Genomic DNA, 17,440 nt, shown 5'->3' on the forward strand with positions numbered 1-17,440 from the left:
TCGAAAGTGAACTGGATGGCGGCTCTGTGCGCGTGGCGCCGATGGTACCTGAGATTGCCGCGGCGGCGGAATGCACGGCCGGCAGGGGCGCGGAGAAAGCCGTAACAAAAAGTGACGACGCCCGCGTGAGAGCGACGCTCACTCGCGTGCCCCATGAGTAAACCCTTTGCGCTTCTGGCCCGGCTAGATTAAATTGTGCATCGCTGCCGCGAACACACGTTTCGCGCGGCGCGACCCGGCACGACACACAAGAACCGGGCGCGTCGGCGGATTTCGCGGCTTGCCGGTTTCCGTACCGCATCGCATGCGCGTCGTCATCGCATGCGGCACATGGCAGCCGGCCTCTCTTTGCCTCTCGCATTTCGTGTCGCAGCCACAGCCGGCCATTGCCTCGCCGCGCGCCTTGTCGCGTCAGGCGTCTGGGTGTGGCCGCAGGTAGTCGTAACGAAGCCGCTTATTCAAGCGGTCCAATATGAAGCTAAGGAGAGAAGAAACATGAAATCGGTCGGTTTTCTGAAGACGCTGGGCTCGGTGGTGGCAATGGTGGTGGCATGCAATGTCTATGCTCAGGCAAGCGATGCAACGGCAACGGGCACGACAGCCGCCCCTGCCGCGACCGCGAAGGCGAGCAAGAAGGCCAATAGCCAGCTCGGCCGCAAGGTGCGCGCGGCCATTTCGAAGGTGCAGGGCGTGGACGTGTCGAACATCGCCGTGCGTGCTCGCGGCGGCGCCGTGACGCTGACGGGCTCGGTGCCCGACCAGGGCCAGATCGACGCAGCCGGCGAAGCAGCCAAGGGCGTTGCGGGCGTGACGTCCGTGTCGAACAAGCTGACGGTGATGCAGCAGTAAGCATGACGAGCGGGCGCCGCGGCAAGCCCGCTGCGACGGCGCATTGAACGGGCGCCCAGGCGGCGTGCAAGTCAGCGCCTAAGACGGTTCACGACGCAATGCGCCGTTTCGACAGAGGTGAAAAAGCTCCGGCAAGCCGCCGGAGCTTTTTTGTTTTCCGCCACGCGATTATTGAAGCGGCGATGATGGTCGGAGCACACGCCGTTGCGGCGCGCGGGGCGCCGTCGTCCAATTGTGCGCGACGACACATTTCCGACGCCGGTCAGGGCGTACTGTGTGCGTGAAGACACGGAGTGATCGCCATGCAAACCACGGTCCTACGCTATACCGACCTGCCCATCGACGACCGGGCCGCCTTCGAACTGGTCTGCGCGCGGCACGGCTTCGCGCCCGCGCATTTCGACGTCACCATTCACGCCGATCCCGTCGACGCCGCCCACGAGCGCCTTGTCACGGTGCGGCGCGGCGGCTGGGCGCAGTCCTACTACGACCGCCACGGCCAGTGGGTCAGACAGTTCGAGGCTGATCTGACCTGCCGCTTTTTCAAATGACGGCGAGAGGCACGCCTCGCGCCGTCACGCCACCACGAGGCGCACGCCGACCAGCGTGAGCGTGGCGGCGAGCAGATTGCGCAGCAGCGCATCCGGCGCGCGTGCGGACAGCATGCTGCCTATCGCGATGCCGGGCAGCGAGCCGATCAGCAGCGACAGCAGCATCGACCAGTCGACGGAGCCGAGCAGCCAGTGGCCCGCGCCCGCGAGCAGCGTGAGCGGCACCGCATGCGCAATGTCCGAGCCGACGATGCGCGTGGTCGGCAGCATCGGATAAAGCAGCAGCAACACTGTCACGCCAATCGCGCCCGCGCCCACCGAAGTCAGCGACACCAGCACGCCGAGCACGGCGCCTGTCAGCATGGTGAGGACGAGCGTGCGTCCCTGGCTCGGGGTGCGCCGGCGGTGCGCGCCGAGCGCTGCGAGTTGCGGGCGGAACACGAGCGCCACCGCCGTCACCAGCAGCGCGGCGCCCAGCACGAGCTGGATCAGCCGGCTCGCGCCCGGTGTGTCCATGCCATAGCGGTGCAACAGCAGCAGCGTGACGGTGGCTGCCGGGACGCTGCCGGCGGCAAGCCGCAACGTGACCTGCCAGTCGACCGAACCCTTCAGGCCGTGCACCAGCGTGCCGGTCGCCTTGGTGGCGGCCGCGTACAGCAGGTCGGTGCCGACGGCGGTGGCCGGATGCACGTTGAACAGCAGCACCAGAATCGGGGTCATCAGCGAGCCGCCACCCACGCCCGTCAGTCCGACCAGAAAGCCGACAAATAGGCCGGAGACGGAATACAACAGATCGATATGCGGAAGAGCCATTGAAGAGACCGCTGGCGGTCGGTGGATTGACGGTTGAGGCACGGGCGGCGCGCGCGTGCCTTGAGCGCCGACACCGGTCGGCAAACTGGAAGGAAGGCTGCGCCCGGCGCGGCGAAAGCCGCTATTGTCGCAAAACTGAAGCGCGAGCGTACGGAATGCCCGGAAGCGTGAGCGCCGCGCAGGTTTTCGGGCGGCGCACGGCTCAGAGCGCGCGACGAATCTCCACGACGCCGAACGCCGCCAGCATGATGCCGACGAGCCGGTCAATCGCGAGCCGCAGTTTGCCGCCGATTGCATGGCGCGCAAGGGACACGACGGTCACGAGGACACACCACCACGCAATGGAGCCGCAGAACACGCCGCCGACCGTGGTCAGCGCAATGGCCGACGAAAACGCGCCGCGCGGCGCGAGCGTGGTGAAGAGCGCGGCAAACATGATGACCGTTTGCGGGTTGGTCAGCGTGAGCAGCAGGGAGCTCGCGTAGGCGCGCAACGCGCCCGCGCGGCCCACTTGCGCGAGCTTGCCGTGGTTGCCATTGCCATTGTCGTTGCCGTTCTGGTCGCCGCTGGCGGTGTCGGCGGGCGCCTTCTGCAACAGGGTGCGCACGCCGAGATAGAGCAGAAACAAGCCGGCGAGCAGATGCAGCGGCCGGTCGTAAGCCAGCATGAACTGCGAGATGCTGACGAGGCCGAGCGCTGCGATCAGGCCGTAGAAGGCATCGCCGCTTGCAATGCCGAGGCCGATGGCAAGCCCCGCGCGCGGACCGCCCGTCAGCGTGCGGCGGATGCAGAGCATGCCCATGGGGCCGACCGGCGCGGCAATCGCGAGGCCGACGCCGGCGGCGGTGAAAAAGAGGCTGGTCATCGACATGAAGTGTTCCGTTGGCTTGTCGTGATGGATAGCTGATCGCGGGGGCACCGGGTGCGTCAAAACCGTCGAGCGAATCGAGTGGAAGGCGCCGGCCGCCGCGAGCATCGCTCAGCATAGCCACAGCGCATGCCGCGAGCAAGCTCACAAATGCCGCCAGGGAATTGACCGTGGATACCCTGAGATGACTCCGGCCGCCGCTCTTCCTCGGGCATAATTTTCAGCACTCGATTCGCAGGTGCTGCAATGAACGCCTCTACCTCAGCCGTGACTTCCGCTTGCGCACCGGACGCGCCGCAAAGCGCATTGCCGCTCGCCGGCATTCGGGTGATCGAGCTCTCGCATATGGTGATGGGCCCGACGTGCGGGATGATTCTCGGGGACCTCGGCGCCGAAGTGATCAAGGTCGAGCCGCCGCGCGGCGACGGCACGCGGCGTTTGCTCGGCACCGGCGCGGGCTTTTTCCGCACCTTCAATCGCAACAAGAAAAGCGTTGCGCTCGATCTGGACAGCAAGGCTGGACTCGCCGCGCTGCATGAGCTGGTCGACACCGCCGATGTGTTCGTCGAGAACTTCAAGCCGGGCCGCATGGCGAGCCTCGGTCTCGACTACGCGTCGCTACGCGAACGCAACCCGAAGCTCATCTACGTATCGCACAAGGGCTTTCTCAATGGGCCTTACGAGCATCGCCTCGCACTGGACGAAGTCGTGCAGATGATGGCCGGCCTCGCTTATATGACGGGCCCAACGGGCCGTCCGCTGCGCGCCGGCAGTTCGGTCAACGACATCATGGGCGGCATGTTCGGCGCAATCGGCGTGCTTGCCGCGCTGCATGAACGTCATGCGAGCGGGCGCGGCAAGGAAGTGCAGAGCGCGCTCTTCGAGAACTGCGTGCTGCTTTCCGCGCAGCACATGCAGCAGTACGCGGCGACCGGCGTGGCGCCCGCGCCGATGCCCGAGCGCATCAGCGCATGGGCCGTGTACGACGTGTTCACGCTCGCCAACGACGAGCAGATGTTCATTGCCGCGACCGGCGACGGTCAATGGCGCGCGTTGTGCGGCATTCTCGGCCGCGCTGATCTGCTCGCCGATCCGCGCCTCGCGACCAACAACGACCGCGTGCTCGCGCGCTCATGGCTGTTGCAGACGCTTGGCGAAACGCTGCGCCAGTTCGAGGGCGCGGCGCTCGTGCCGCTGTTCGAGCGCGACCATATTCCGTTCGCGTCTATCGCGAAGCCCGAACAACTCTTCGACGATCCGCATCTGAACGCAAGCGGCGGCCTTGCGCGTCTCACGCTCGACGACGGCAGCGAAACCGCAATGCCCTTGCTGCCCATTTCAATCGACGGCGCGCGTTTGCAGCCGCGTCGGCCGATCGCGAAGATCGGCGAGCACACGGCAGAGGTGCTGCGCGAGCTCGGCTATGACGAGGCGCGGATCGCGTCCATTACGTCCATTACGTCCACCACGTCGCCCACGGACGGTTGAGAACAGGCGCCGCGCGCAGCCACACTAGCATTCGTGCGTGCGTTTCTGACTGAACAACGTGCGCGAGATGCTTTGATCATACTTACGTGTCATGTGCGGTAGCGCTCATTTACCTCCGCCACCACTCCTCTTCGTTCGCGAGGCGGATCGGACCGCTAACTGACATTCGCGTTATGAGTGGGCGCTACCGCTCATTTCCCCGCGGAAGAGAGCTTGGCCTTGGCGCAAATTTGCAGGATGTTCGGTGTAACGTTTTCTGGCGACAACTGCCGGTGCATCGGCGAGTCGCGGGTTTCGGAAACGACGCACGCCGTTTCAGGCACGCGCCACATACCAACTAACAGATGAGGGCGTCACGTGGGCCGTTGCTCACGAGGCCGGCTCATCTGGCCGCTGCACGGCGGGCGGTCATCAGAGAGATAAATCGTGAGGATTCTTCAACTGGTTCACGCACCACGATTGTCCGGGGCAGAGGTACTCGTAAAAGGTCTGGCCATTCATCATCAGCGTGCCGGGCACGAGGTCTGTATGACTTCGCTGCTGCCGCAGCAGGACGATTTCGCGGATATTCGCGCGGAACTCAATGCGGCCGGCGTCATGTGCCGCTTTCCCGGCGTGCGTCACGGCCGGGTAGGCAAACTGCTGCACCTGTACCGGGTGGTGCGCGAGTTCCGCCCTGATTTCATCATTGCGCATGCCACGCTGGCGGCGCTGTACGTGCGTCTGTTGCCGGTGCATACGCCTATTGCCTGGGTGATGCACTCGGGCGTCAACGACTTCGAAAATGGCGCACTCAAGCGTGCGGAGCGGCTGCTGTCGCGCCGGGCCAGCGCCGTCATCGGCGTGTCGCAGCAGAATATCGACGACTACATGCGCGAGATCGGCAAACATCCGTCAATGGTTGTGATTCCTAATGGAGTGGATGCATCGCTCTTCGCCGCACATGATGCCACGCCCGCGCGCGACAGTGCGGTGCCGCCGAAGCAGATCGTTCAGCTTGGCCGGTACATAGAAGGAAAGAGCCAGCTCGATACGGTTCGCGCGTTCCAACGCGTATTGCAGGCGGAGCCGGACGCGACTCTGCTGCTGTGCGGTGTGGTCGAAGAGCTCGATTACCACCGCGCCGTGGTGGAGCTGGTCCGGCAGCTTGGGCTGGAGAGCAGGGTTAGCGTGTGCGGCCCGCGCTCGGACGTCGCCGCGGTGTTGCGTTCGTCGCGCGTGTTTGCGATGCCCTCGCGCTTCGAAGCGCAGAGCATTGGTTTTCTCGAGGCGCTGGCGTCCGGGATTCCGGTCGTGGCGAACCGCATTCCCTCGTTTGGTTTCGCGAGCAACTTTGCCGGCGTGAGCCTCGTCGATACGACTGACGCGCAAGCGTACGGCCACGCGCTCGTCAATGCGCTGAACACGCCGCGCGCGCACCGGCAGCTCGCGGGTTATACGCTGCATGACACTGCGGACCGCTACATGTCCATCGTGCGCAAGTTTGCAGAGCCGCTGCGGGTTTCTGCCTGAAAGTAATCGACCGGCCGCGCGAGGATTATTGCGCGAGCCGGTCTATCCTCACCGTCTCCGAAAAGAGCCCCGGCATTTCGCCGAGATCCTGCGGCGTGCCCACGGCCAAGCCGCTTTTTAGCGGATAGCGCGACAACGCCGGAGCGCCTCCTGTGAAGTAAAAGTCGCCGAGCGTGGCGTCCACTCTGCGGTAAAGCACGAGCGCCGCGCCGTGCTTGTCCTGCACGTAGGCAGGAAACACGTCGGACCATGACATGCCTTGCAGCGATGCGACATGCACGGGCACGGCTGCCGGGTCGCCTATATCGAGCGTGGCGATGTCGATAAGCGTGCCGGCCTCGGTGCCCTCGAGACGCGGCGTGATCAGCATGAGCGTGTCGCGATGATCGCCGTGCAACGAGGCAATTGCCGTCTTCACGAAGCCGGGCGCGAAACTGGCCGGCAACATTCTGCGTTCGCCGATGGTCATGCGCGCGCCTTCGTTGGCAATGACCGTGAGCGAGACGCGCTCGTGCATCGTTTCGAGCGCAACGAGTGACGAGCGCGAACCCGCCTTGCCGAAGGGCAGCAGCGTGGCATTCTGCGCGAGGCCCTTGGCTTCGGTGGCGAGTATGGGCGCCCCTGCAGCACCTGCCGCGCCGTTGGACGATGCAATCCACAAGTCGAGTCCGCTGTCGGCGCGCTTCTGCGCAATCATCACGCTCGCTCTGTTCGTGCCGGTGAAATCGGCGGCCACATATTGCTGTGTCAGTTCTGGCTTGAATGCGGAGCTCGTTTGCAGCCACAGACGCGGCGCGTTGAAACGATCGCCCGCGCTGTGCAGCAGCCAGAATGCGGTGCCGTTCTCGCGCGCAGTGACGACCATCAGGTCCGCCTTGCCGTCGCCGTCGAAGTCGCCGAGCAGAAAGCGTGCGGTGTCGAAGCAGAGGGTGTCGCCGGCACAGCTCGGTGCGGTGGCGCGCGGATCGAATGGCACCGAAGCCGAATACCACAGCGCCGGCGGCCTCTCCTGTTCGAGCGACGCGGCATAGACACTGAATCCGGGGCCATCGTGCTGACGCTGCACATAGACGGCGGAAGAAGTGCCTGTGCCTGTCACGTCGCCATACATGGCGGTGGCGAGCCGCAGATCGTTGGCCTGAATGCGCTGTGTCGTCGCCCAACGGTAGCGCGTGGTGAGCGAGGTGCAGCCGCGCATCGTCAGCTTGCCGCCGTTTTCGCCCAGGCAGTGACGCATCGGCGTGTAGACGAGGCCGAAATCCCATGGTGTCCAGCGTTGCGCGAGATCCCATTGATCGCAGCTTTCCGCGCGCAGATAGCCGTCGCGCTCGGCAATGCATTGAGACGTGGCGACACTAACCAGCGCGGCATTGCGCGCGTTGCCGGGATAGACCGTGACGGGTTCCCATCGCCATTGTTGTGCGGGCGATCCATTGCATGCAGCGAGCGTGGGCGCCTGGCCAATACCGTTGGCACTCACGCAGCGGTTCGTCGCCACATTGAATAGCTTCACCGGACGCGCCTGGAAGTCCGGCACGCGGCGATCGCTGCGGTCCGCAAACGCATAGCGCCGCGCGACCCAGTTGCCGTCCCATTGGAACTCGCCGAATACATGCGAGGACTCGCTTCCGTCGATAGAAAAGTAGCTCGCGACAATGTCGCGCTTGCGTTGCACCTCGGCAGCAGGCAGGTTGCCGGGCCAGCCGCCGGTCGGGTAGGTCACGTGGTAGACGATCGGCACGCTCTTGCCGAGCGTCTGCGCGACATGACGCGTGATGCGCGCGGCGAAGATGTGGTCCGGGTGCTCGACGAATGGTACGGTGTCCGGATTAAGTGTGTAGATTTGCGAGGCCTGTAAAAGGATCACCTTCAAGGTGGCCGACAGTGATTCCCTATCGTATTTCATGCGCCCCGAGCCGTCCGTATTCATCGGATAGGTGGAAAGCGTCGCCCGCTGTTCCCATAGCAAACCGAGCGGCTCGCGGCCGCCGCGCACGCCGCCGCCCGGCAGCCGCAATTCGAGCAGGCGAACCTGTGGCTTCGCCTTCAATACCATTTCATGTACGAGCTTGCCGGCCACCTGGATGTTGGACTCGTCCCACACATCAGGCACGCCCGCCATGCGCGCATACGCGAGCCGCGAGGCCCGCTCGCGCGTCAGCACGTAGGAGAAGTTCGCGCCGTTCGCGCCGCCGATAAGATGCACAGTCGTGATGCACCACCCGGCATCCAGACGCTCGCTGATCGCGGGATCGACGAACAGGAGGTCGTCGTCGAGATGCGCGACGACCGTGACGAGCGTGCCAGCGTTGCAGTTCGCGGCACGCGCTGCCGCCGGAAACAGGGTTAGGGATAGTAGCGCGATGAGCGCAATGCATGCACCCCGCACAAGCCTGGCCGCTGGTGATCGCATGTGGATTGGAGCCGTTATGGTTGGCCCGATCATACTGCAATTGTCTGATGTTCCGGCCATCTCGCGCACACGCGGGCGCGTGCGGCGGCTTCAACGGAAATAGGCCTTCGTGTTTTCGTGGACGTCGCCGCGTGCAAGCAGTTGCGCGGGCGTAAGCCATAGATAGCCGCTGTGCTGATCCGGCCGGCCGAGTAGTTGCATGCCTGCAAGCGTCAACGCATAAGCCAGCACAATGTAATGCGTCGACACGCCCGGCTCGCCTGCGAAGTTGTCGCTGTAGTGATGCTCGAAGACGCCCTCGAATCGCGCGGACGAACGCGCGAGCTTCGCCACGCCGAGTTCCGCGTCGGCAATGCGCGAGAATGCGGCGTCGAGCGTCTCGTCCTTGAGAATGCGGCCGCCGGGAACAAACCAAGTGCCGCGCGCGGGCCGGTTGCGGCGGTGGCCAATCAGGATGCGTCCGTCTGCATCGCTAACTATCAGATCAATCGCGACGAGTGGCGTCAGACGAACAACATCGAGGAAGTCGAGCTCCGTCAGCATTTCAGTTCCTGAGCAAGGGCTTCGTACCCATGGTGGTGTTTATGGCGCGAGCCGTTAATAATCGCCGCGGTTGTCGTCGTCGCGAGTCAGATCTTCAGCCACGTAAGCGATCAGCAGCAGGAGCACGAGCGTGCCGGCCGCCGCGAACACAAACGCGCCGGCTATCGCGGTCAGCACCAGCATGGTCCATGCAACGCCGGTCATCGGGCGGCTCCAGCGCGTTGATACAGATGCTAACTTCGGTGGTGCGGACTTTCTGTGCGCTACCTAGCTATCGGGCCTCTGGCATTGCTAGCCGACTTGCCCGCGGACTGCGGCAGCGGTTCGGCTCCCTGCCGCGCGACGTAACCCTCTGGTGTGATGACAGCGTCCTTGAACACGTCGGCGTTGTTCGACACCACGTACACAGGCGCGGGCGACAGCTTCAGGCTCGCGACGCCGTCGCGATACGGAACAGCCGACGCGTTGCCCATCATGTCGAGCGCCGTCACTTCGCCGCTCGTGCCGGATGCGTCGACACGCAAGCGGTATTCGACGCTTTGTCCCGCGTTGAACCCGGTTTTCGCGCTCCATTTGTCGTTGTCGTGAGTCCACAGCGCAATGACGATCTTGCCACCGCCGAGCCGGCGAAACGCGTAAGCGTAGACGCCTTTCGGCAAGCCCTTGAGCGGCCCGAGCGTACTCGTTCCGTCGACAATACGCGTCATTGCCGCTACCGCGAGCGCCGCGGGCTTGGGGCTGATGTGGGTCGGACCATAGGCGCCTTTCGCGTGCTCGAGCTCGAAAAAGATGCCGTATCCGGGCGCGGCGTCCGGCATATCCGCGAGATAGAACACGTAGGTCATGTCGGCACCTTCGCCGAGCAGGATGAGATGCGTGCGCGCGACGACCGCGGCTTGCGCATACAGCACGTCGGCATTCGGATAGCTCTTGCCGTACGATTCGGCGATGTCGTAACTGATGCCGGTTTCGGTGACGAACAGCGGCGCGCCGGGCTTCAGGTATTGCCGCATTTCATGGCGCAACGCGCGCATTGAAGCAGCGAGCGCGCCTGACACCGTGCCTTCGTTGCGCGTGTCCGCCACGCGTTCCGGCGGATGCGACGGCGTTGTGCCGATGTCGTAATAGCCGTGCACGGTCATGCCGTCCATATAGCGGCCAATGCCGAGCGGACCCAGGCGGCGCATCCACTTCACGTTGCCTTGCACCGACGAATACGTAAGGCCCATGACTACCGCATGCGGGTCGGTCTGATGGATGCCTTCCCACACGGCCTTGTACATGGCGATGAAATTGGCGTCGGTATCGCGCCACGGCAATCCGCCGTCCGCGTCGGGCTCCCACGTGACCTGATAATAGTTGTCGCGCTGCTTCGGGAAGTAGGTGCTGCGAACGCGATTCGACTCAGCGCCGACCTTTGCCATGTACTCCTTCATCTGCGCGAGCGAAGTAGGCGCATAGCTATGAGTTTGCCTAGCCGTCGGACTGGCCCATTTGGGAATGCCGTCGAGCTGGATCAGACGCATGACGTCGCCGCGCTGCAAGTACGGCGTGAGCTGCCTGGCCGCGGGATCGAAGGTGCCGGACCTGTCCGGCTCTTCCATGTACCAGTTGCGGTTGTCGTTTACCCAGCTGAGGCCGAGCGCCGTATAGACCGGGCGGTAGCCGTCGCCGTCGCAGCAGTGCTGACCGGGCGCGAGATAGGCGGTGCCCTGGCCGCCGAACCGATGCAGGTCCTCGTACGGAAAGCGCACGGCGGGCAATGCTGCTGCGGTATCGGGCAGCACGCCGAAGGTGGCCATGCCCGCAGGGCGCGTGCCGCGCGATTCGAGCTGACCGCGCGCGCGTTGGAGCGATGCCGACACGGCGAAGTAGCCTGCTATTGTGGAGGTGCAACTGAGCGTCGACGAGACGGCGCCCGCTGCCACGTCAAAGCTGCCGCTTGCACGCACTACATTCCACGTGTCGCGTATCTGCCAGTTGAGCGTATCGTTTTGAGGGGCGCGCGTGGTGAAGACGAGCGCAAACGGCTTCGATGCGGATGCGGTAAAGAGCCGTGTGCCGTCGCTCGGCGTGTCGGCTTCTATCAGATCGCCATTCGAGGGCGCGCCTGTTTGCGAGGAGGGCGCTGAGCAGCGCAGGCCCGCGGCCTGACTCTGCGACTGTGCCGCCGTTATATCGACATGCACCGCCGATGCCCCCGCAGCAGGGGACGCTGCTTCGCCTGAAGCTAAACGAAAGGCGAGCACAGCGGCCACCATAGCGGTGCGATGTATCGGCGTGCGCCCCGCCCACTGGCTCATGAAGCTTCGCGCTCCGCGATCTTCGCTTGAAATCGACATAGCTTCCCCCGTACCGTTCGCGGCGCGTCGCGACGCCTGAACGTCGTCAAACTGCTAATTCACCAGGTCAGAGCCGCCTCAGCATAGTGTCCGTTGCCGCCTGTCGCGCAAAACGCATAGTGTATTTCGGCAATCCGATGGCGGTTTTGGACCGTCGGCGGCGTTGCATTCGCGGCCGCGGGACCGCCGATTGCGCTGCCATCTTAACGGCCGTAATTCCGATGTTTCAGGACTGAAACATTGATCGCCGTATTTATATTGAATGCGGACAATAAGAGCAAATTTAAATAACCGAAACGCGCTGTGAAGTGCCTATATTAGACACTGGTTCGCCTTATTGAAGTGCGCGGTAGCTATCGTCAGCCGAAACAGGCGCAGCAAGTTCCGCCAGAAATATTCGCGCTGGGGAAAAGATGTTCGGTAAGTGGGTTCCGTTAGGGGAAATCACTTTATAAGCGCGGAATATCCCTGCGAAACAGATTGTAACCGCCCTTTTTTGAGTAGTGATGCAGTGTGCGGTGGCGAACGAAATCGGCTTTGGCTTTGCACTAAGATTCGCACAACGCCAATTCAATGATATGTGGAATCGGCAATTAATTCGGTGCAATTCGGTGAAGGCAGAATGTTGCCGAAAATCACTGATGTGCCACTCCCGTCAATGCGCCAACATGTCAGCACTATCGGTCATGGCGGCTAAATACTGGACTGGTGATGGCTATGATGCACTGCTCAGAGTCGGCCCGGCGTGGCCGTGGATGGTGAAAGTAAATCCGTTTTCTGGTGAGGATAGCTATGACCTGCGCGAGTCTCGAGTCTGCCATGCTGCGTTGGGGGCACGCACCGAACAAAGGCATGCGTCGCATCGCGATACTGATGTTCAACGACTGCTCGCTGCAAGGCGCCGGCGTGGTAGCCGAGGTGTTCCAGACGGCAAATGAACTGGCTTCCTCGGCCGTGAGCGGCTGCTCATACGAGGTGTGCTTCCTGTCCGCCGACGGCGGCATGGTGACATCGTCGTCGGCTCTGCGAGTATGGACCGACGGACTCGACGCAAGACATTACAACGGTTTCGACGCGCTGTACGTGGCTGGAGGCAAAGGCGCGATCGCCGCCGCGAGGGACGAGCGCCTGATTGCCTGGCTGCGCCGCGTGCGTCACAACACCGGCATGATCCGCCCGATTGCCGAAGGACGGGCGCTGCTCGACGCGGCCTATGTGCCGGACGCAATAGAGAGCCACGAATTGCGCGAGGCGTCGAAAGCGCCGCGCCAGGCGGAACAGACCGCCGACGCGGGCGACCGCCTGGAGTCGATGCGCAGCGCGCTCGCCATGATCAAGCGCGATCTCGGCGCCACTACCGCGCGCACCGTTGCCGAACGTTTGCTTGCCGATTCGTGCTCGAACCTCGCGCCGCTTTTGAGCGATGACGGTGCACTCACGCCGGGCGACAAGGTGCGCGCAGCAGCGCGCTGGCTGCAGGAAAACTGTCAGCAGTCGATTTCGATCGCGGACGCCGCGCAGTTCGCCGCGATGAGCGAGCGCAACTTCCTGCGCCGCTTCAAGATGGAAATGGGCATTACGCCCTCGAGTTTTCTGCTGCATGAGCGCCTTGCCGTGACGTGCAGCCTGCTCACCGAATCCGAATTGCCGGTCGACAAAATCGCGCGTCGCACGGGCATGGGTAACGGCGACCGGCTCGCCAAGGTGTTCCGCAAGCGAATGAGGATCTCGCCTACCGAATTCAGAATACAAAGCCGCCGCATGGTGGGCCAATAGCGTCGACGGGGCAAGCTGGAGGGCGCTTGCTGCACGCGGTCTCCGGTATCTGTTGGGGTGGTTTTGAAGAATCATAAGGATTGCAAACATGTTGAATCAGGGAGCTGGAAACAACACATCGCCCAATGCCGCCGACGACGCAGCCGGCGCGCGTTGCACGCGCATTGTCCCGGTCATTCTCGCGGGTGGTTCGGGTACGCGGCTGTGGCCGGTGTCGCGCGAGAACTATCCGAAGCAGTTGATCGACGTGGTGGGCTCCGATTCTCTGCTGCAAGCCACTGCACGACGCATGAACGGTTTTCCGGCGGGCTGGCAGGTCGATGCTTCGCCGATCATCGTGTGCGGTGAAGAGCACCGCTTTGTGATTGCTGAGCAGCTTCACGAGAACGGTGTGGAGGCGCGTCTGATGGTCGAGCCCGCTCGCCGCGATACGGCGCCCGCGCTGACGCTCGCCGCGTTGCTTGCGTGCGCGGAAGGCCAGGACGGCATTCTCGTCGTGATGCCGGCGGATCACTCGATTGCCGATCTCAACGCCTTGCAGGCCGCACTGGAAAGCGCGGCACGTTACGCCGAACGAGGTTCGGTTGCGACGCTCGGTGTGCCGCCCACGCGACCCGATACCGGCTTCGGCTATATCCGCATCGGTGCGGCGCTCGGTGACGGCGCGCATGCGATCGACGGCTTCGTGGAAAAGCCCGCGGAAGAAATTGCGGCGCAGTACGTTGCAGCAGGCACGTATTGGTGGAACAGCGGCATCTTCATCCTGCGCGCGAGCGTGTGGCTCGACACGCTCAAGCGTCTGCAGCCGGACATGCACTCGGCCTGCGAACGCGCGTTCCGCGGCGGTCGCAACGAAGGCGGCTATTTTCGCCCGCTCGTCGATGCGTTTCTCAGTTCGCCTGCCGATTCGATCGACTACGCCGTGATGGAGCGCCTGACCGAAGCCGCGGACGAGTCTGCCCCGGCAAACGGCGCAGCGCCCGCGGGCGTGGTGGTCCGGCTCGAAGCCGGCTGGTCCGATCTCGGTTCATGGGACGCTGTGTGGGCCGCGATGGAAAAAGACGCAAACGGCAATGCAGGTCGTGGCCGCGTGACCTTCGAGGGCGCGGTGTCGAGCTATGCGCATTCTGAAGGGCGCCTCGTCGCGTGCGTCGGTACGACCAATGTGGTCGTGGTCGAAACCGCCGACGCCGTGCTCGTGGTGGACCGCTCGCATGTGCAGGACGTCAAGGGTCTCGTGTCGCGCATCAAGGCGCAGCACGCACCGGAGGCCGACGCACATCGCAAGGTGCATCGTCCATGGGGTTTTTACGATTCGATCGATCACGGCGAGCGTTTTCAGGTGAAGCGCATCGTCGTCACGCCGGGCGCCCAGCTCTCCCTGCAACTGCATCATCACCGCGCCGAGCATTGGGTGGTGGTGCGCGGCACGGCGCTCGTCACGCGAGGCGACGAGCAATTCCTGCTGAGCGAAAACGAATCGACATACATTCCGCTCGGCACGCGGCACAGGCTGGAAAACCCGGGGAAGGTGCCGCTAGAGATCATTGAGATCCAGTCGGGCACTTATCTCGGGGAAGACGACATCGTGCGATTCAACGACAACTACGGCCGCTGTTCATAGACAGCGGACCCGGCAGGTGTCGGCAGGAACGGCCAGTACGAGGTAAGCAAAATGCGCAGGTTTCAGGATTTGCTCGCGCGAATGTTCGATGTCGCGCTGGTGCTCGCGGGTGCGGCTGTGGCGTCGCAAATCCGCTTCGACTACCTCGCTCAATCGGGTTTCTATTGGGCGCTGGTGATGTTCGCGGCGGCGTTCGCGCTCGCCATTTTCCCGGCATTCGGCGTGTATGAATCATGGCGCGGCCGCTCGAAGCTCGCGCTCGCGGGCCAGGTGTCGCTCGCGTGGCTGATCGTGCAAGGCAGCGCGCTCGTGCTGATGTATTCCCTGCATCGCAGCGACTTCGTGTCGCGTTTGTGGTTTTCGTACTGGACGGCCGTGACGGGTGGTCTGCTGATCTCGTACCGCCTCATCACGCACGCGGTGCTGGCGCGGGCACGCGGCGCGGGGATGAATCTGCATCAGGTCGCGATAGTAGGCAGCGGCTCGCAATGCGACGCGATCATCCGCCGTATCGAATCGGCACCCACTACGGGTTTTCGCGCGGCGGCGGTCTACAACACGAGCCCACAGAAATCGCCGGTGACGAGTACAGGCGTGCCGGTTTTCGACAACGTCGATGCGCTTGCCGGATACATCCGCACGAACGATGTTCATGAACTCTGGCTGATGCTGTCGCTGGCAGAAGAGCCGCTCATCTGCTCGCTGGTCGGCGAGTTCCGTGACGATCTGGTCAACATCCGTTTCATGCCGGACGTGCGCAGTCTCGCGCTATTCGAAGGCAGCGGCGTGATCGAACTTCTTGGCGTGCCGGCCATCAACCTCGTTGCATCGCCGCTGTCCGCAAGCTCGATGCTGAAGAAGGAGATTTTCGACCGCCTGTTTGCAGCCGCCGCGCTCATCTGTCTTGCGCCGCTTCTGCTTGCTATTGCCATCGCGGTCAAGGTTTCGTCGCGCGGACCGGTGTTTTTCAGGCAGAAGCGCAAGGGCGCGGATGGACGCGTCTTCACGATCTACAAGTTCCGTTCGATGCGCCTGCATACCGAGGAAAAAGGCAGCCTCAAACAGGCAACGCGCAACGACCCGCGCGTAACGAAAGTCGGCGCGTTCCTGCGCCGCACTAGCCTCGACGAACTGCCGCAGTTTTTTAACGTATTGCGTGGCGACATGTCGGTCGTGGGACCGCGTCCTCATGCGCTCGAGCACGACGATCTCTATCAGAAAGTGGTCGCGGGCTACATCAATCGCTATCGGATCAAGCCGGGCATTACAGGTTGGGCGCAGATCAACGGCTTTCGTGGCGAGACCGACCGCATCGAAAAGATGGAACGTCGCGTCGAACATGACCTGTACTACCTGGGCCATTGGTCGTTCGCACTCGACATGCGGATTATCGGCGCGACGATTGTCGCCGGACTGGTGCATCGAAACGCTTACTAGTTGTTAACAAAGCACGCAAGGCGGTGCCTCTTTCCGGGGACATTCGCTCTTGCGCAAGGAGGAAAAGTTATGAGCTCGCTTGGTACACGCACGGGAAGTCTCACGGTTTTCGCTATCGCTGCACTGCTTGCGGGCTGTGCCGCCGCTCCGGGCCAGCGGATGGAAACGCCGGCCACATTGCAGGAGACGGGCGGCGATTTCAGCACTGAACCGTCACAGCAGCAGACGATACCGATTACCGATATCAACCTGTCGCTGCTGCGCAAGATGCACACGGAGCAGGCTAGTGCCCCGTTGCCGCCGGCCACGCTAGCACTGTTCGGCAAGCCGGGGCCCTACAGGGTCGGCCCGGGAGACGTGTTGCAGATCGTCGTGTGGGATCACCCGGAACTCGCGGCGGCGCTCGGCCAGCCCGCGCAGAACGCCAAGTCTTCGGATGCGGCCTCGGGCTTTCTCATCGACGAGAAGGGTGATGTGCAGTTTCCGTATGCGGGTACGGTACACGTGGCAGGCAAGGACGTCGGCGCGATCCAGAAGGAACTGTATAGCCGCTTGAGCAAGGTGTACCAGAAGCCGGAAGTGACCGTGCGTGTGGCGTCTTTCCGCAACGCGCAGATTTTCGTGGACGGCGAAGTGCGCACGCCTGGTGCACAGTCGCTCAACGACATTACGATGACGCTCACGAGTGCGATCAGCCAGAGCGGCGGCTTCAGCCCGAACGCGGACCGCAGCCGCGTCGAGTTGATCCGCAATGGCGTCACGTATCAGCTGAACATGGACGACCTGCTCAAACGCGGACACAACCCGTCGAACATCTATCTGCAAGCGGGCGACGCCGTGCGCGTGGCCTCGCGTGAAGACAGCGGTGTCTACGTGATGGGCGAAGTGAACAAGCCGGCAACGGTCACGCCGATGCGCAACGGTTCGCTCACGCTCTCGCAGGCCATTTCGGACAGCGGCAGCTTCGACCAGGCCACGGCTTCCACGCGGCAACTGTTCGTGATCCGCAATTCGACGAGCGAATCGCCGCAGATTTACCACCTGGATGCAACGTCGCCGGTTTCGATGATCCTCGCCAATCAGTTCGAACTGCAACCGAAGGACGTCGTGTACGTGGGCCAGGGCGGGCTGGTTCGTTTCAACCGCATCCTGAACCTGCTGCTGCCCGCGATCAACGCGGCTGTCACAGGTGTCGTAGTAGCGAAGTAAGACCGTACAAAGCAA

Annotated in this window: 14 protein-coding genes; 8 read left to right on the forward strand and 6 right to left on the reverse strand. The window is 63.3% G+C overall.

Features of this window, described 5'->3' with window-relative positions:
• The first annotated feature begins 495 nt into the window (after nt 1-495).
• Nucleotides 496-849, forward strand: coding sequence for a BON domain-containing protein (locus tag A3AC_RS0120410; RefSeq protein ID WP_025601082.1), 354 nt, complete (start codon nt 496-498; stop codon nt 847-849).
• A 302-nt stretch (nt 850-1,151) separates the two neighbouring features.
• The gene (locus tag A3AC_RS0120415; RefSeq protein WP_025601083.1) at nt 1,152-1,400 is read left to right on the forward strand and encodes a hypothetical protein; all 249 of its coding nucleotides are present in this window, start codon (nt 1,152-1,154) and stop codon (nt 1,398-1,400) included.
• A gap of 24 nt (nt 1,401-1,424) precedes the next feature.
• On the opposite strand, the gene A3AC_RS0120420 is transcribed toward A3AC_RS0120415, so the two are convergent.
• Together A3AC_RS0120420 and A3AC_RS0120425 are read right to left on the reverse strand one after the other, a co-directional pair.
• A complete protein-coding gene (locus A3AC_RS0120420) occupies nt 1,425-2,213 on the reverse strand; it encodes a sulfite exporter TauE/SafE family protein (protein WP_025601084.1) in 789 nt (262 codons plus the stop codon).
• A gap of 202 nt (nt 2,214-2,415) precedes the next feature.
• Nucleotides 2,416-3,084, reverse strand: a complete 669-nt coding sequence (locus A3AC_RS0120425; protein WP_025601085.1) for a LysE family translocator — start codon at nt 3,082-3,084, stop codon at nt 2,416-2,418.
• A 243-nt stretch (nt 3,085-3,327) separates the two neighbouring features.
• Here A3AC_RS0120425 and A3AC_RS0120430 point away from each other — a divergent pair, with 243 nt between their 5' ends.
• Both A3AC_RS0120430 and A3AC_RS0120435 read left to right on the forward strand, forming a co-directional pair.
• Nucleotides 3,328-4,569, forward strand: coding sequence for a CaiB/BaiF CoA transferase family protein (locus A3AC_RS0120430; protein WP_025601086.1), 1,242 nt, complete (start codon nt 3,328-3,330; stop codon nt 4,567-4,569).
• Nucleotides 4,570-4,995: 426 nt separating this feature from the next.
• Nucleotides 4,996-6,081, forward strand: coding sequence for a glycosyltransferase family 4 protein (locus A3AC_RS0120435; protein ID WP_025601087.1), 1,086 nt, complete (start codon nt 4,996-4,998; stop codon nt 6,079-6,081).
• A gap of 25 nt (nt 6,082-6,106) precedes the next feature.
• Here A3AC_RS0120435 and A3AC_RS0120440 read toward each other — a convergent pair whose 3' ends face one another.
• The 4 genes from A3AC_RS0120440 to A3AC_RS0120455 all read right to left on the reverse strand — a co-directional run bounded on the left by A3AC_RS0120440 (nt 6,107) and on the right by A3AC_RS0120455 (nt 11,340).
• A complete protein-coding gene (locus A3AC_RS0120440) occupies nt 6,107-8,494 on the reverse strand; it encodes an RICIN domain-containing protein (RefSeq protein ID WP_025601088.1) in 2,388 nt (795 codons plus the stop codon).
• A 90-nt stretch (nt 8,495-8,584) separates the two neighbouring features.
• The gene (locus A3AC_RS0120445) at nt 8,585-9,037 is read right to left on the reverse strand and encodes a GDP-mannose mannosyl hydrolase (RefSeq protein WP_025601089.1); all 453 of its coding nucleotides are present in this window, start codon (nt 9,035-9,037) and stop codon (nt 8,585-8,587) included.
• 54 nt (nt 9,038-9,091) lie between these two features.
• Nucleotides 9,092-9,241 carry a hypothetical protein gene (locus A3AC_RS30755; RefSeq protein WP_198018020.1) on the reverse strand — a complete coding sequence of 50 codons (150 nt, stop codon included), beginning with the start codon at nt 9,239-9,241 and terminating at the stop codon, nt 9,092-9,094.
• Between the two features lie 59 nt (nt 9,242-9,300).
• Entirely contained in the window at nt 9,301-11,340 is a 2,040-nt protein-coding gene (locus tag A3AC_RS0120455) for a hypothetical protein (RefSeq protein WP_051361667.1), read from the reverse strand.
• Nucleotides 11,341-12,171: 831 nt separating this feature from the next.
• Between A3AC_RS0120455 and A3AC_RS0120460 the strand changes: the two genes are divergently transcribed.
• From A3AC_RS0120460 to A3AC_RS0120475, 4 genes are all read left to right on the forward strand, one after another.
• Entirely contained in the window at nt 12,172-13,155 is a 984-nt protein-coding gene (locus A3AC_RS0120460; protein WP_025601091.1) for a helix-turn-helix domain-containing protein, read from the forward strand.
• Between the two features lie 88 nt (nt 13,156-13,243).
• Complete coding sequence (locus A3AC_RS0120465) at nt 13,244-14,779, forward strand: mannose-1-phosphate guanylyltransferase/mannose-6-phosphate isomerase (RefSeq protein ID WP_025601092.1); 1,536 nt, start codon at nt 13,244-13,246, stop codon at nt 14,777-14,779.
• Nucleotides 14,780-14,830: 51 nt separating this feature from the next.
• Nucleotides 14,831-16,216, forward strand: coding sequence for an undecaprenyl-phosphate glucose phosphotransferase (locus tag A3AC_RS0120470; RefSeq protein ID WP_025601093.1), 1,386 nt, complete (start codon nt 14,831-14,833; stop codon nt 16,214-16,216).
• Nucleotides 16,217-16,285: 69 nt separating this feature from the next.
• Nucleotides 16,286-17,425 (forward strand): polysaccharide biosynthesis/export family protein, encoded by a 1,140-nt coding sequence (locus tag A3AC_RS0120475; RefSeq protein ID WP_025601094.1) that lies wholly within the window; start codon nt 16,286-16,288, stop codon nt 17,423-17,425.
• Nucleotides 17,426-17,440: the final 15 nt, after the last annotated feature.

This window comes from Burkholderia sp. WSM2230 (assembly GCF_000472445.1).
In the GTDB taxonomy this organism is placed as follows: Bacteria; Pseudomonadota; Gammaproteobacteria; order Burkholderiales; family Burkholderiaceae; genus Paraburkholderia.

What these genes read in the sequence shown, in the direction of transcription:
- A3AC_RS0120415 (WP_025601083.1), top strand. Translation starts at nt 1,152, where the DNA reads ATGCAAACCACGGTCCTACGCTATACCGACCTGCCCATCGACGACCGG.
- A3AC_RS0120465 (WP_025601092.1), top strand. Translation starts at nt 13,244, where the DNA reads ATGTTGAATCAGGGAGCTGGAAACAACACATCGCCCAATGCCGCCGAC.
- A3AC_RS30755 (WP_198018020.1), bottom strand. Translation starts at nt 9,241, where the DNA reads ATGACCGGCGTTGCATGGACCATGCTGGTGCTGACCGCGATAGCCGGC.
- A3AC_RS0120430 (WP_025601086.1), top strand. Translation starts at nt 3,328, where the DNA reads ATGAACGCCTCTACCTCAGCCGTGACTTCCGCTTGCGCACCGGACGCG.
- A3AC_RS0120425 (WP_025601085.1), bottom strand. Translation starts at nt 3,084, where the DNA reads ATGTCGATGACCAGCCTCTTTTTCACCGCCGCCGGCGTCGGCCTCGCG.
- A3AC_RS0120475 (WP_025601094.1), top strand. Translation starts at nt 16,286, where the DNA reads ATGAGCTCGCTTGGTACACGCACGGGAAGTCTCACGGTTTTCGCTATC.
- A3AC_RS0120460 (WP_025601091.1), top strand. Translation starts at nt 12,172, where the DNA reads ATGACCTGCGCGAGTCTCGAGTCTGCCATGCTGCGTTGGGGGCACGCA.
- A3AC_RS0120470 (WP_025601093.1), top strand. Translation starts at nt 14,831, where the DNA reads ATGCGCAGGTTTCAGGATTTGCTCGCGCGAATGTTCGATGTCGCGCTG.
- A3AC_RS0120410 (WP_025601082.1), top strand. Translation starts at nt 496, where the DNA reads ATGAAATCGGTCGGTTTTCTGAAGACGCTGGGCTCGGTGGTGGCAATG.
- A3AC_RS0120445 (WP_025601089.1), bottom strand. Translation starts at nt 9,037, where the DNA reads ATGCTGACGGAGCTCGACTTCCTCGATGTTGTTCGTCTGACGCCACTC.
- A3AC_RS0120420 (WP_025601084.1), bottom strand. Translation starts at nt 2,213, where the DNA reads ATGGCTCTTCCGCATATCGATCTGTTGTATTCCGTCTCCGGCCTATTT.
- A3AC_RS0120455 (WP_051361667.1), bottom strand. Translation starts at nt 11,340, where the DNA reads ATGAGCCAGTGGGCGGGGCGCACGCCGATACATCGCACCGCTATGGTG.
- A3AC_RS0120440 (WP_025601088.1), bottom strand. Translation starts at nt 8,494, where the DNA reads ATGCGATCACCAGCGGCCAGGCTTGTGCGGGGTGCATGCATTGCGCTC.